At 41.0% G+C, this 13542-nt stretch carries 14 protein-coding genes and 1 riboswitch; of the genes, 9 read left to right on the forward strand and 5 right to left on the reverse strand.

Features of this window, described 5'->3' with window-relative positions; all coding sequences use genetic code 11:
* Positions 1-74 precede the first annotated feature (74 nt).
* Positions 75-848 carry a YggN family protein gene (locus PISS_RS01890; protein ID WP_008115461.1) on the forward strand — a complete coding sequence of 258 codons (774 nt, stop codon included), beginning with the start codon at positions 75-77 and terminating at the stop codon, positions 846-848.
* 75 nt (positions 849-923) lie between these two features.
* Here PISS_RS01890 and rsuA read toward each other — a convergent pair whose 3' ends face one another.
* Positions 924-1622 carry a 16S rRNA pseudouridine(516) synthase RsuA gene (gene rsuA, locus PISS_RS01895; RefSeq protein ID WP_058154105.1) on the reverse strand — a complete coding sequence of 233 codons (699 nt, stop codon included), beginning with the start codon at positions 1620-1622 and terminating at the stop codon, positions 924-926.
* A 58-nt stretch (positions 1623-1680) separates the two neighbouring features.
* Here rsuA and zapE point away from each other — a divergent pair, with 58 nt between their 5' ends.
* Positions 1681-2790 carry a cell division protein ZapE gene (zapE, locus tag PISS_RS01900; protein ID WP_058154106.1) on the forward strand — a complete coding sequence of 370 codons (1110 nt, stop codon included), beginning with the start codon at positions 1681-1683 and terminating at the stop codon, positions 2788-2790.
* Between the two features lie 72 nt (positions 2791-2862).
* Here the strand turns inward: zapE and galE are convergent, their stop codons facing one another.
* Positions 2863-3879: a UDP-glucose 4-epimerase GalE gene (gene galE / locus PISS_RS01905; protein ID WP_013463948.1), complete on the reverse strand. Its 1017-nt coding sequence runs from the start codon at positions 3877-3879 to the stop codon at positions 2863-2865.
* Between the two features lie 251 nt (positions 3880-4130).
* On the opposite strand from galE, the gene PISS_RS01910 reads away from it, so the two are divergent.
* Positions 4131-4616 (forward strand): DUF3016 domain-containing protein, encoded by a 486-nt coding sequence (locus PISS_RS01910; RefSeq protein ID WP_028834522.1) that lies wholly within the window; start codon positions 4131-4133, stop codon positions 4614-4616.
* A gap of 55 nt (positions 4617-4671) precedes the next feature.
* Here PISS_RS01910 and PISS_RS01915 read toward each other — a convergent pair whose 3' ends face one another.
* On the reverse strand, positions 4672-4962 hold the full coding sequence (locus tag PISS_RS01915) for a hypothetical protein (protein ID WP_008115466.1): 291 nt from the start codon (positions 4960-4962) through the stop codon (positions 4672-4674).
* Positions 4963-5078: 116 nt separating this feature from the next.
* Between PISS_RS01915 and PISS_RS01920 the strand changes: the two genes are divergently transcribed.
* The gene (locus PISS_RS01920; RefSeq protein ID WP_024601670.1) at positions 5079-5288 is read left to right on the forward strand and encodes a hypothetical protein; all 210 of its coding nucleotides are present in this window, start codon (positions 5079-5081) and stop codon (positions 5286-5288) included.
* Here the strand turns inward: PISS_RS01920 and epmB are convergent.
* Positions 5285-6298 carry an EF-P beta-lysylation protein EpmB gene (epmB, locus tag PISS_RS01925; protein WP_058155451.1) on the reverse strand — a complete coding sequence of 338 codons (1014 nt, stop codon included), beginning with the start codon at positions 6296-6298 and terminating at the stop codon, positions 5285-5287. The two genes, PISS_RS01920 and epmB, sit on opposite strands and share 4 nt — an antisense overlap.
* Positions 6299-6338: 40 nt before the next feature.
* Here epmB and efp point away from each other — a divergent pair, with 40 nt between their 5' ends.
* Both efp and epmA read left to right on the forward strand, forming a co-directional pair.
* The gene (efp, locus tag PISS_RS01930) at positions 6339-6905 is read left to right on the forward strand and encodes an elongation factor P (RefSeq protein ID WP_010390517.1); all 567 of its coding nucleotides are present in this window, start codon (positions 6339-6341) and stop codon (positions 6903-6905) included.
* Between the two features lie 60 nt (positions 6906-6965).
* Positions 6966-7940 (forward strand): elongation factor P--(R)-beta-lysine ligase, encoded by a 975-nt coding sequence (gene epmA / locus PISS_RS01935; RefSeq protein WP_058154107.1) that lies wholly within the window; start codon positions 6966-6968, stop codon positions 7938-7940.
* 101 nt (positions 7941-8041) lie between these two features.
* On the opposite strand, the gene PISS_RS01940 is transcribed toward epmA, so the two are convergent.
* Positions 8042-10141, reverse strand: coding sequence for a TonB-dependent receptor (locus PISS_RS01940; protein WP_058154108.1), 2100 nt, complete (start codon positions 10139-10141; stop codon positions 8042-8044).
* Positions 10142-10243: 102 nt separating this feature from the next.
* Between PISS_RS01940 and PISS_RS01945 the strand changes: the two genes are divergently transcribed.
* From PISS_RS01945 to thiC, 3 genes are all read left to right on the forward strand, one after another.
* A complete protein-coding gene (locus PISS_RS01945; protein WP_008465083.1) occupies positions 10244-10642 on the forward strand; it encodes an acyl-CoA thioesterase in 399 nt (132 codons plus the stop codon).
* A gap of 126 nt (positions 10643-10768) precedes the next feature.
* Positions 10769-11167 carry an META domain-containing protein gene (locus tag PISS_RS01950; protein WP_013463956.1) on the forward strand — a complete coding sequence of 133 codons (399 nt, stop codon included), beginning with the start codon at positions 10769-10771 and terminating at the stop codon, positions 11165-11167.
* A 100-nt stretch (positions 11168-11267) separates the two neighbouring features.
* Positions 11268-11374, forward strand: a riboswitch (TPP riboswitch).
* A 142-nt stretch (positions 11375-11516) separates the two neighbouring features.
* Positions 11517-13469, forward strand: coding sequence for a phosphomethylpyrimidine synthase ThiC (thiC, locus tag PISS_RS01955; protein ID WP_058154109.1), 1953 nt, complete (start codon positions 11517-11519; stop codon positions 13467-13469).
* Positions 13470-13542: the final 73 nt, after the last annotated feature.

Genomic DNA, 13542 nt, shown 5'->3' on the forward strand with positions numbered 1-13542 from the left:
TGTTACTTTTGCTTGCATAAAGTTGGTTTTTTGTTAATCTAGCCACCCCCTATTTTAGTCTTTTTGAGGTGTTTATGGCGTTTTTATCTCGTTCGATATTGGCGTTATCAATGGCACTTTTAAGCTGCAATGCAATCGCACAAAAGCAATGTGATGTTGAACTTCGTCATGGTTTAATTATTACCGATGATGTGATCCGTATTGTTGATAAAGGCCAAACTAGGGTGCAAATTAACAATAATAATCAACTGTTTATTCGAGGCTACTGGGTCGATTTAAGTACCGACGAAAGTAAAGTGCTAGAACAATTTAGCAATGGTATTCGTCAAACGGTTCCTGAGCTAGTCGATTTAGCGACTGACGGTGTAAACCTTGGGCTTAGTGCTATTGAGCATGTTGTTGAGGGCATGTCAGATAAAGAACCCGAAGTGCTAAAAACGCAATTACAATATGTAGAGCGTGCACTTATGGATAAGTTTAAGCGTGGCGACGACTTCTTTTTTATAGCCCCTCAATCGCTTTCCCAAATTGATGATTTTTTTACTAAAGAAATTAGCCAAAAAATACACTCTGCAGTACATGGCTCTTTGGGTGCTATTTTAATGTCGCTCGGGGATGCGTTTAAATCTCGAGAAGGCAATATAGAAGACCGCATGAACGACATGGGGCAACGCATGGATATCATTACCAAAGAAATCGATAAGTCGTTGCAGAAAAAAGCCCACCAATTAGAACTTAAAGCCTCTGAATATTGTGAATGCTTAAACTCTTTAGATATTACTGAGTCTCGTCTGCAAGCGATTGTACCCGGAATGACAGACTTTGATTTAGTACAAATTAAATCGTAAGAGCAGGTTTTAGACGCCAGGTTTCAGAAAGGGCTGCGGTCAGTTTGAAGCTGTTTTCCTAATACCTAAACAACCTTACAGTTTTATCTCTGCGGCAGTTAATGGGCGGTATTCACCTGCAGCCAAATCTTCACCTAACTTTATACCCGCAATTTGTTCACGATGTAATTCAACTACCTTGTTATCTACCGCTGCTAGCATACGTTTTACTTGGTGATACTTACCCTCAGAAATAGACAAGCGTAAACCATAATTCCCTAAGCGCTCAGCAATAGCAGGGCGAGTTAAATCTTTTTCATTGTGAAGCTGCACACCGTCGCGTAATTGCTGCAGTGCATCATCGGTAATCGGCTCTTGAGTTTCAACCAAGTAGGTTTTAAATTTATTCTTTTTAGGCGAGGTAATTTTGTGTGACCAGTCGCCATCGTTAGTAATAAGCACTAGGCCAGTGGTGTCTATGTCTAAACGCCCAGCAATGTGAAAATCGGCCATGTTTGGCTCATCAAGCAAATCAAATACGGTTTTGTGTAACTCATCCGAATTAGCGCACACATAACCTACCGGCTTATTGAGCATAAAGTAGCGTTTACCTAAAAAAACTAATGGCTCGTCATAAAACAGCACGTCATCTTGTTGGCTAACTTGAAAGTCGAATGCAGTGATCACCTCACCATTTACGGTTGCCGCCTGACTTTTTATTGCCGCACGGGCTTTTGAGCGTGGTAACTCTGCTAAATGGCTAATAAATTTATCTAAACGGCAAGGAAATTTCATGTTGTTCACATTTTTAGTCGGCTACAATGGCCGCGAGTATAGCGGATAGTGAAATACCATGACAGAGCCCAGCACAGAAATTTTAAGCCTGTACCACCGCAAAGTTTCATCAGGAGAGCTTGTTTTTGATGCGGCGCAGCACCAAGCCATGAGTGCGTTACAGTCTTTGAGTGAGCAATTAAATCAGCCAACAAGCTGGTGGCAAAAAGCACGGTTAATCAAAGGGGTATATTTATACGGTCCTGTTGGCCGAGGTAAATCTATGCTAATGGATTTATTTTATAAAAACTTACCCACAGAAAAAAAGCAGCGCCTGCATTTTCATCACTTTATTGAAAAAATTCATGCTCAATTGGCCAAGTTGCAAGGGGATAAAAATCCGCTGCAAATAATTGCTAAACAGTGGGCCAAAGAGATAAAGGTACTGTGCTTTGATGAGTTTTTTGTTAGTGATATTGGTGATGCCATGATCATGGCTCGGTTATTTAACGCTTTGTTTGAACAAGGCGTGGTACTAGTCGCAACCTCTAACGCAAAACCCGAGCAACTTTATTACAACGGTTTGCAACGCTCGCGATTTTTACCAACTATCGATTTAATAAATGCGCATTGTCATGTAATTAACGTAGCGGGGATGGAAGACCACCGCTTCAGGTACAGTAGAAGCAGTCGCCATTATTTTATTAACTTGCCCCACGCGGAATTTGAGGCTGGGTTTTTATCCGCATACCCTCAAGCAACGCGTGATAATACAATGACTGTGCATGGTCGAGCACTTCCCTATTTATTAAAAACTAACGATGCACTACTGATTGATTTTATGGCACTGTGCGCAGGTCCTCGCAGCGCCAATGACTATATGTTTTTAGCGGAACAATTTCCGGTGGTTTACATCGCTAACGTGCCAATAATGGGCAAAGAGGCAACCGGTAAGGTTATTGTGCATGGTATAGAAGATAGCTATCAGCGAGAAAAGCAGCAATTGGATGAGCATACTTTCGATGATGAAGCACGGCGTTTTATTGCCTTAGTCGATGAGTTTTACGATTGCCACAAATTACTGGTAATTAATGCCCAGGCCGACATAAACGAGTTATACCAAGGTAAAAAGTTAAGTTTTGAATATGCGCGAACCCAGTCACGGATTGTAGAAATGCAAAATTGGTAAGTACAACATTAAAACACCGCATTTAATTTAAATGCGGTGTTTTAATTTTAAGCTGATAACTTAAAGAAGCCTTTATGACTTATATCCATTTGGATTATTTGATTGCCAGCGCCAAGTATCTTGCATCATGACATCAATACCACGCTCAGCTTGCCAACCTAGTTCACTAAGGGCTTTTTCTGGCGCAGCATAACAGGCTGCAATATCACCTGGGCGACGAGGTGACACCGCATAAGGGATTGCTTGGTCGCTAGCCTTAATAAACGCATTGACCATTTGTAATACTGAATAGCCGTTACCTGTACCAAGGTTATAAACAAGCGCACCGGTTTCTGCGGCTATTTTATCAAGTGCTTTTAAATGCCCTAGGGCTAAATCTACAACGTGAATGTAATCACGAACGCCAGTACCATCAACCGTATCATAATCGTCGCCAAATACAGCAAGTTGCTTTAATTTGCCAACCGCAACTTGTGAAATGAAAGGCAATAAATTATTAGGAATACCATTAGGGTCTTCACCAATCAAACCAGACTCATGTGCACCGACAGGATTAAAGTAGCGCAAAATAGCAAACGCGAAGCGCTCATCTGATTTAGCGATATCTTGCAACATCATTTCAACCATTAGTTTAGACGTACCATATGGATTGGTTGTACCGCCAACGGGGAAGTCTTCGCGTATTGGTAAGCTTGCTGGGTCGCCGTATACAGTGGCGGATGAGCTAAATACCAGTTTGAATACACCTGCATCACGCATAGCATCAACCAGTGTTAGTGTACCTTGTACATTATTTTGATAATACTCAATGGGTTTTACGACCGATTCTCCCACGGCTTTTAGGCCAGCAAAATGAATCACACTTTCAATGGTATGCTTGGCAAATACCGAGTCTAAAAAGGGTTTATCTAAAATATCACCTTGATAAAAAGTAATTGCTTTGTCAGTTATTTTTTTCACTCTTTCAAGTGACTCTTCAGAGGAGTTACTTAAGTTATCAATCACGATAACGTCGCTGCCTTGCTGTAAAAGTTCTAAAACGGTGTGTGAGCCAATATAGCCTGCGCCACCGGTTACTAAAATTGCCATGAATGCTCCTTGGAAACCTCTGTTCAATTAAGTTAATTTCACCATAAATACTGAGCTTTTACATGTATTATTTTGTTTGTTTTGCAATCGTAACATCGCAAGCTGTACTTTTGATTACATTTTGTGCAATTTTAATAACACCGCAGTAGAAAGATTAAGTTATAGTTCATATGTAATTGCTAAAGTAAGGTATAGCAATTTGTAAAATATTTAGTTGATTATAATGATCAGCATACTCGTTGGAGAAACGTATGAACTCAGTTAAAAAAATAGCAATGTTGATATTTATTGCACTACCGAGTGTTGTTTGCGCGGGTGAGGCACAAGTTAAATGGCATGACTTTAATGATTATCGCGATGTACGCCCATCAAACCAAACTAAAGGCTCATACCATAAGCAAATTGCCAAAAATATTGATGAGCACTTTGCAAAGCTCAGTGAGCAGCTTCCTAAAAATTATAGTTTAAAAATTGAAGTAACCGATTTAGATTTAGCTGGTGACGTGCGCTATGGCGGTGTTAACGAAATTCGGGTGGTTAAACCCATTCACTTTCCACGGATTGAATTTAACTATGTGCTTAGTAATGAAAGTGGTGTTGTTGCACAAGAAGACAACGTGAGCTTAAAAGATATGGGCTTTATGGATAAAATTAAAATGGGTCGAGACGAAGCATTTTACTATGAAAAACGCTTATTAACAGAGTGGTTTGGTGAGCAAATTTTACCGCGTATCTAGCTAATAATGCAAAGCATCTACTTTGGTAGATGCTTTGCAAAGAAGTCGCTAATTTTTATTTAAAGGTCGCTAACAGCGTTAGTAAGTTTTGTAGTTTAATAACCGCTTGTTTTAGCTTTTCTTCATCAAAACCGTCGCTCGATAAGCTTTCTACATCAGCGGCAACGTCTAACACGTAAGGCTTAAAACGTTTAGCTTCGAAACTAAATCCAGCGTCCTCGGCAAATAAGGCTTTAAATTTTCCGTGACCTTGCTGTTGTAACTCATCGAGTTTTTTGTCAGCGTCAAGTGCCTGACGGTAAACAATTTTTAAGTTGGCGTTGAGTTGTTCAATTATAGAATCCATGGTTTTCCTAAAGCTTAGTGCAATGTTGCCGATAAATACTTAAGTGGGTTGGTAAAGTAATTTACCAATTCAGCGACTATAATACGTGTATTACAGTTAAAAGTCAGGTGTGAGTTATGAATATATCAGGTGGAAATCTACCTACAATGCCTGGTGCAGGCCAAGGCGCAGAAGTATTAACTGCTGCTTTATCTAAAAAGCAACAGCAAGCTGATGGTGCCGCTGCACTGGCACTTATTGAAGGTGCTACACAATCTTCAAGTGCGCAAACACCGGCTAAGTCGGTCACTGCAACACTTGGGAATAATGTAAACGTTTATGTTTAAACTAATTTGAGGTCGATAGGGGTTTTACTTTTTTGACCTCCTATTTCCCGAACTAGTTTAGGCACCAAAAATCCAGGCAGGGCTTTTAGTAGCTCGGCCTGAATTTTTATTGCTTGTTGTTCGTCAATATCAAAATGACTTGCGCCTTCTACCTTATCCAGTAAGTGTAAATAATAAGGCAGTACGTCCGCATCAAATAACGCTTCACTTAAGTTTATTTGCGCATCAACTGTATCGTTCACATCTTTTAAAATAACCGCCTGGTTTAACAGTAGCACATCTGCTTTTTTGAGCATGTTCATGGCGTTTTTAAAGTCATTATCTATTTCGTTTGCATGGTTAATATGATTAACGAATATAATTTTTAATGGTGACTTTGCAAATCTTTCACATAATTGTTCAGTAATACGTGCAGGAATAACCACAGGCAAGCGGCTGTGTATGCGCATGCGTTTAATTTGTGGTATTTGCTCAAGCTCATCTAAAAACCAGCTAATAGCATCGTCTTTGGCCATTAGTGGATCGCCACCACTTAAAATCACTTCGTTAATATTTTTATCCGATTTTATATAGCTCAATGCATCAATAAGACTACGTTTATTCAGTTGGTTTTCTTGATAAGGAAAATGGCGTCTAAAGCAGTAGCGGCAATTTACAGCACAACCGGTTTTAAACATGACTAAAACACGAGATTTATATTTATGTAACAGACCCGGTTGATTGTTATCTTGCTCAAGTAACGGGTCTTTATTAAACCCCGATTTAGTTAAAAACTCTTGATGGCGGGGCATAACTTGCAGCAATAAAGGGTCATTTGCATCGCCGTGACGAATTTTTTTTATAAAAGGCAATGGCACACGAACAGGGAACAAGCTACGAGCTTTTATGTCGTTTTCATGGACTTGGCTCGATAAACCAACCATTTCTAGCAACACTTTTGGGCAGGTAACTACATTTGCTAATTCTTTTTGCCAGTTTTTATGCAAATTTGCTTCATTTCTTTGTATCATTGGCACGTAGATTACTCGAAAAATATAAATAGAGGAAACGATGGCGAATTATAGCACCAACGAGTTCAAGGGCGGCCTAAAAATTATGATGGACGGCGAACCTTGCAGTATCTTAGAAAATGAAATGGTAAAACCGGGTAAAGGCCAAGCGTTTAACCGTGTTCGTATCCGTAAGCTTATCTCTGGCAAGGTACTTGAAAAAACCTTTAAATCGGGTGAATCGGTTGAAGGTGCTGATGTAATGGATACCGATTTAGCGTACCTATATACAGACGGTGAATTTTGGCATTTCATGAACAATGAAACATTTGAACAAATCGCTGCTGACGAAAAAGCACTGGGCGATGCTGGAAAATGGTTAGTTGAAAACGATGTATGTACTATTACATTATGGAACGGCAGCCCAATTGCTGTAACTCCACCAAACTTTGTTGAGCTTGAGATTACTGAAACTGATCCGGGCCTTAAAGGTGATACAGCAGGCACGGGTGGTAAACCAGCAACGCTTAGCACAGGTGCTGTAGTACGTGTTCCATTATTCGTACAAATTGGCGAAGTAATTAAAGTAGACACTCGCAATGGTGAATACGTAAGCCGTGTTAAGTAAGCTGTAACACGCCTTATTAATTAAATCCCGGCTTAAGCTGGGATTTTTTTTGGAGAAAATATGTCAGCAGATCTTTGGGCGCCGAGTGCCAGCATAGATACACTCAAGCAACGAGCAGCGATTATGCGCAGCATTCGTGAATTCTTTTATGCTCGTAATGTAATGGAAGTCGAAACACCAAGTTTAAGTGCTGCCAGTGTAACCGATGTGCATTTAGCCAGCTTTGATACTACATTTGTGGGCCCAGGTCATGCTGGTGGGCTTCCCCTGTTTTTGCAAACATCTCCAGAGTTTGCGATGAAACGCTTGTTAGCGGCCGGCTCAGGCGCTATTTTCCAGCTTTGTAAGGCATTTAGAAATGAAGAAGCGGGCAGTCATCACAACCCTGAATTTACAATGCTCGAATGGTATCGTCCTGGGTTTGACGAATTTGCTTTAATGGATGAAATAGATGAGTTGATGCAGCTTATTCTTGAGGTTGCGCCTGCAGAGCGGATTACCTACCAACACGCATTTAAACGCACGCTAGGGCTTGATCCATTAACTGCCTCTATCACGCAGCTACAACAACTCGCATGCGAACATGGCTTTGCTGATATTGCTAAAAACGAGACTCATAAAGATACCTTACTGCAATTATTATTTTGTATGAAAGTAGAGCCGACTATTGGTCAAGACATCCCCTGTTTTGTGTATCACTTTCCCGCATCGCAAGCGGCACTTGCACAAATCTGTGAGCACGATCAGCGAGTTGCAGGGCGCTTTGAGCTTTATTATAAAAATATGGAGTTAGCCAACGGCTTTAATGAACTCACCAATGCCAAAGAGCAAGCAAAAAGGTTTAACCAAGATAACGCCTACCGCGCTGCTAGTGGCTTAAAACAAGTACCTATGGATACGCGTTTAATTGCCGCATTAGAGCATGGTTTAGAGCAATGTGCGGGGGTTGCATTGGGAATTGATAGATTAGTGATGCTAGCAACCAATAAGCAAAAAATAAAAGAGGTGATTGCGTTTGATGTGGCCAGAGCTTAAAGCAGCTAATAGCTTAAAGCGGTCAGCTATCAGATAAAAAAACACCGCGTTTGCATTAAACGCGGTGTTTTTTATTCTCGAACTGACAACTGGTCGCAGTATTACAAATTAAGCGTAAACGTAACACCGGCTACGCGAGGCTCGCCTAATTGTGTGTAAGTTTGGGTTGCGTAACCATCTAACGGGTTGTTGCCAAATTCAAAACCGCGAGTTGGAACGGTTTCATCAAACACATTACGTGCCCATGCGCGTACAGCCCACATATCGGCTTCGTAACCAAGGCTCGCATTTACTAAGTTTGTGTTTGGAGCTTGTGCATTATGGCTATCGGAGAAGTAATAATCATCTTTACCTTCAACACCTAACATAGCATATAACTCATCAGTAACATTGTAGCGTGCACTAAATGCATATTGATATTTAGGCGCTTGTGCTTGCTCACGACCGTCTTGATTTAAACCAGATTTAGTAACAAAGTCATTAATTTTAGTGTCTAAGTATCCGGCACTTCCGGTAATAAATAAGTTTGGTGTTAGTTGATAGCTGCCTTCAATTTCAAGGCCATAGTTACTGCCAGAGCTGGCATTGGCGACATAACCGGTAAATTGTTGGTCTGATACTTGCCACGACTTTAATTGAATATTGTCACGGTGCATATAAAATGCAGCTAAACGCAGGGTAAACTTATCATCCAATGAGCTGCCTTTAACACCAAACTCACCACTCCATAAGTACTCTGGATCAAAGCTAGTATGCTGTTTGAAAAAATCAGCATCTAAACTTAACCCTTCATCCTTTGCTTTTGCTAGCGCTTCTGAATTAATCCCACCGGCTTTGTAACCGCGCGTGATACTGGTATAAATCATGGTGCGGTCAATAACTTGGTATTCAAGTGCAACCTTGCCACCGAGCATAATATCGTCAGTTTCTTCAATAAAACCGTTACTATCTGTGTAATCACCTTGATATTGCTCAACACGTAAACCGGTAATAAGCGTAGTTTTTGGGCCTATTGCTGTGGCTAATTGGCCATAAGCTGCCATGTTATTGGTTTCATAGGTTGAGGCAAATGGATTGGCTAACCATGTATATTGACGCTCAAGGTCAACATCGCGGTTTTGATAGTAAATACCCGCCACCCAATTACCTGTTTTGCCATTAAACTGCAGATCGAGCGCTTGATCATCACGATCGCGGCTATAAATATCTGTTGAACTATAACCATCTGGGTGCAGACCGGCAGCACATAATTGCGGCTTACTTGTATCGTTACATACCCAGTCTTCATCAAAACTATAAAAAAGCTCAGTATCAATGGCTGAAAGGTTTAAGCTCATATCAAAGGCGTCAAAACCGGTGTAAGTATTATTAAGGCCAACAGCATAGCTTTGTTGGTTATCTTCGCCCGGTTGATCAGCAAGACTGTTGCGGGAATTATCAAGGGTAAATGCATCATAACCGTTATTGATATCGATATAGTGCAGGTTTAGCTCTGAATTTAAATGAGCTGTGAGTTGGCTATTTAATTTAAAGCGGGCAACTTGTTCATCTTGGTTTTGTGTTTCATCATTTAAATAGAGGTTGTTTACGTAACCGTCAGATTTTCTGCGAAAGTAGCTAACGCGTGCACTGGTATCATCGGTTAAACCTGTGCTAGCAGCAACGCCTGCTTCATGGCTGTTATAAGTGCCAGCACCTAAATGTAATTTTAAACTAGGATCGCTGGTTGCATTAGCTGATTGCATTTGAATCATACCCGCCATGCCATCGGCGCCAAAACGTGTACCTTGTGGACCACGGTAAATTTCTACTTGGTCAATATCAAATAATAATGAGCTGCCACCAAGGCCAGAATAATTTATACCGTCAATCACTAAACCGACAGATGGGTTAATTGGGTCGACGAATTGTGAACGAAGTCCCACACCTCTAATTTGAATATAACGTCCGCGCGAGGCGCCTGAAGCAAAATTCACATTTGCAGCGCTTGCTAGCATTTCATCTAAATAAGTAGCCCCTCTGAGATTTACTTCATCCTCAGAAAATAAACTTGCGCTGGCACTTAACGTTTGAATGCTTTCTTTTTGAAAGTCACCAGTAACAATGATTTTCTCTAGGTCGGTGTCATCTGCATTGGCGTAGATTGGGGCACCGAATAGTGGTAATAACGTGGCTGTAATTAAAGACAAACGTAAATTCATTAGGTTACTTAACTCCATTTTAGGGACTTGTATGGTAGCAATTATTTCAACACTTGTGCTATAAACGCGGCAATTATACGTTAAATAATTTGGATTACTAATATGACCTTTAAAGTAGACTTTAAAGTGCGTGACTACGAGTGTGACCTACAAGGTATTGTAAATAATAGTGTTTATTTTAATTATCTGGAGCACGCTCGTCATGAGTTTTTATACGCACAGGGTGTTGATTTTGCACAACTTGCCAAAGATAAAATTAACTTAGTGGTACTTCGCAGTGAAATGGATTACAAGCAGTCTTTAAAGCCCGCGGATGAATTTTATGTAGCAGTAGAGCCTGTACGCATTAGTCGCCTTAAATTTGCGTTTAAACAAACGGTAGTTCGCAAATTAGACGAAAAAGTGATGCTCAATGCCTTAGTAATAGGTACGTCGGTTAACGAGAAAGGTCGTCCATTTTTACCACCACAGATAGATAACTTATTCCAAGCAATTGCTTAATTCCAAATAGCACTGCTTTTAAACTAGCTTAGAACAAAAATTTACATTTAAAACATGCATTTTTAACGGATAAACCTGACAAATATTGATACTATTACACTAATTAGACAATAAGTTAGTAATAACATGAAATTAGCAGCAATACCGATGCTTGTAATCGGTTTATGTGTTGGTTGCGCATCAACAGGGACAGTTACCACTGAGCAGCTAAAATATACACAATGGCAATTATCAAAGGTTGATGGTTTGGCCATTCCCGCATCTTTTAAAGCATCAATGAGCTTTATAGAAGCGCTACAAATAAATGGCTTTGCCGGATGCAATAAGTTTTTTGGTGAAGGTTCGCTTGAAGATAGCAGCTTGAGCGTAAGTAAATTAGGTATGACACGCAAATCATGCGGCCCTGAACTGGATGAGTTTGAACAGCAGTTCTTACAAGCGCTTAAGCAAGGTGCCGAGCTTAACCTGCAAGACCAAAAATTGGTGATGCAAGGCGAGCAAAAATTTGTGTTTATCCCTAAGTAAATTTTACACATTTTGAAAAACAGCCCCTTGCGGGGAATTTTCAACTGGCGTACACTCATAGCAGATTTGATTAAAACATTATCAAATCAACGAACAATTTAACTACTTGTCGGAGTGCCTAAGTTTTATTTAGGCTGAGATCGCGAAAGCGGGATCCGTGAACCTGATCAGGTTAATACCTGCGTAGGGAACAAGCTGCCTAAACGGGACGCTTGTGCGTCTTTTTTTATGCGTACAACAACATCAAACCCGTCAATTTAGGCTGCAAAGTGGCATAAAGCTACTTTACGATCTTTCTCTATTCCATCGGAATATCTGGCAAGACAACCCTTGAGCAATGAGGTAAGTCATGTCAAACACTACAAACAAATCGTCGCGCCGCGAAACCCGTGCTGCTGCATCTGACTATATTTATAACCTAACGGGTCAACCATTTCCAAGCTCTCATAAAGTGTATGTTGAAGGAAGCCAGCAAGGCGTGCGTGTTGGTATGCGCGAAATAACATTAAGCGATACATTCATAGGTGGCACAGATGAAAACCCTGTGTATGAGTCAAATGAGCCGCTGCGTGTTTACGATACATCAGGCCCGTATACCGATCCTAATTTTGAATTAGATGTACGTAAAGGGCTTGATAAATACCGTGAGCAGTGGATTGAAAGCCGTGGTGATACTGAAGTACTTGAGTCAGTTACCTCACAGTTTGCGCAGCAGCGTATGGCTGACGATGGGCTTGATCATATTCGCTTTGAGCATTTACCAAAAATTCGCCGTGCAAAAGCGGGTAAAAACGTAACGCAAATGCATTATGCCCGCCAAGGGATAGTTACCCCAGAAATGGAATATGTAGCGATACGTGAAAACATGGGGCGTGCGCAAATACGTGAAGAGTTACTAGCTGCGCAGCATAAAGGGGAGTCGTTTGGCGCGAGTATTCCTGAGTTTATTACTCCTGAATTTGTGCGTGCTGAAATAGCGCGTGGTCGCGCTATTTTACCTAACAATATTAATCACCCAGAAACCGAGCCTATGATTGTTGGTCGTAACTTTTTAGTTAAAGTTAACGCCAATATAGGTAATTCATCAGTGGGTTCATCTATTGAGGAAGAAGTTGAAAAAATGGTGTGGTCAACCCGTTGGGGCGCCGACACCGTAATGGATTTATCAACTGGGCGTTACATTCACGAAACCCGTGAATGGCTAGTGCGTAATTCGCCAGTCCCTATTGGTACCGTACCTATTTATCAAGCACTTGAAAAAGTAAACGGTGTAGCGGAAGACTTAACGTGGGAAATATTCCGCGATACTTTAATTGAACAAGCAGAGCAGGGAGTTGACTACTTTACTATTCATGCCGGCGTGCTTTTACGCTATGTCCCTATGACAGCAAAACGCGTAACCGGTATTGTGTCGCGTGGCGGCTCTATTATGGCCAAATGGTGTTTAGCGCACCATAAAGAGAACTTTTTATACACCCACTTTGAAGATATTTGTGAAATTTTAAAACAATACGATGTGTGTTTTTCATTAGGCGATGGCCTTCGCCCAGGCTCTATTGCTGATGCTAACGATGAAGCGCAATTTAGTGAGCTTCGTACCTTAGGCGAACTGACTAAAATAGCTTGGAAGCATGATGTACAAGTGTTCATAGAAGGCCCTGGGCATGTGCCTATGCATATGATCAAAGCCAATATGGAAGAGCAACTTAAACATTGTGACGAAGCGCCCTTTTATACCTTAGGCCCACTCACCACAGATATTGCACCAGGGTATGACCATATAACCTCAGGGATTGGGGCTGCGCAAATAGCTTGGTATGGCTGTGCCATGCTGTGTTATGTAACACCGAAAGAACATTTAGGTTTGCCAAATAAAGAAGACGTTAAAGAAGGCCTTATCACCTATAAAATTGCCGCTCATGCCGCCGATTTAGCCAAAGGTCACCCCGGTGCACAAGAGCGAGACAATGCTTTATCAAAAGCACGCTTTGAATTTAGGTGGCACGACCAATTCAACATTGGTTTAGACCCTGTTCGCGCTCGTGAATACCATGATGAAACACTGCCGCAAGAATCAGGAAAAGTAGCCCACTTTTGCTCCATGTGTGGTCCTAAATTTTGTTCGATGAAAATAACCCAAGAAGTACGTGACTACGCCAAAGATCTAGAAGCGCGCGGTATTGATCCTAATAACGTGGGTGATGCCATTGAAATCAAAATGGTTGATGTAGAGGCCGAGATGAAAGCTAAATCTGAAGAGTTTAAACAAACAGGCTCAGAGATTTACCATAAAGCAATATAAAATAGGTTGCGAGTTGCGAGCATCGAGTAGCGAAATGTTTATCTTAGCATCTTGTTGCTCGAAGCCAGAGACC

This window comes from Pseudoalteromonas issachenkonii, assembly GCF_002310795.1.
Taxonomy (GTDB): Bacteria; Pseudomonadota; Gammaproteobacteria; order Enterobacterales; family Alteromonadaceae; genus Pseudoalteromonas; species Pseudoalteromonas tetraodonis.

Coding starts and splice junctions, on each gene's coding strand:
- PISS_RS01890 (WP_008115461.1), top strand. CDS start 75: ATGGCGTTTTTATCTCGTTCGATATTGGCGTTATCAATGGCACTTTTA.
- rsuA (WP_058154105.1), bottom strand. CDS start 1,622: ATGAAATTTCCTTGCCGTTTAGATAAATTTATTAGCCATTTAGCAGAG.
- zapE (WP_058154106.1), top strand. CDS start 1,681: ATGACAGAGCCCAGCACAGAAATTTTAAGCCTGTACCACCGCAAAGTT.
- galE (WP_013463948.1), bottom strand. CDS start 3,879: ATGGCAATTTTAGTAACCGGTGGCGCAGGCTATATTGGCTCACACACC.
- PISS_RS01910 (WP_028834522.1), top strand. CDS start 4,131: ATGAACTCAGTTAAAAAAATAGCAATGTTGATATTTATTGCACTACCG.
- PISS_RS01915 (WP_008115466.1), bottom strand. CDS start 4,962: ATGGATTCTATAATTGAACAACTCAACGCCAACTTAAAAATTGTTTAC.
- PISS_RS01920 (WP_024601670.1), top strand. CDS start 5,079: ATGAATATATCAGGTGGAAATCTACCTACAATGCCTGGTGCAGGCCAA.
- epmB (WP_058155451.1), bottom strand. CDS start 6,298: ATGATACAAAGAAATGAAGCAAATTTGCATAAAAACTGGCAAAAAGAA.
- efp (WP_010390517.1), top strand. CDS start 6,339: ATGGCGAATTATAGCACCAACGAGTTCAAGGGCGGCCTAAAAATTATG.
- epmA (WP_058154107.1), top strand. CDS start 6,966: ATGTCAGCAGATCTTTGGGCGCCGAGTGCCAGCATAGATACACTCAAG.
- PISS_RS01940 (WP_058154108.1), bottom strand. CDS start 10,141: ATGAATTTACGTTTGTCTTTAATTACAGCCACGTTATTACCACTATTC.
- PISS_RS01945 (WP_008465083.1), top strand. CDS start 10,244: ATGACCTTTAAAGTAGACTTTAAAGTGCGTGACTACGAGTGTGACCTA.
- PISS_RS01950 (WP_013463956.1), top strand. CDS start 10,769: ATGAAATTAGCAGCAATACCGATGCTTGTAATCGGTTTATGTGTTGGT.
- thiC (WP_058154109.1), top strand. CDS start 11,517: ATGTCAAACACTACAAACAAATCGTCGCGCCGCGAAACCCGTGCTGCT.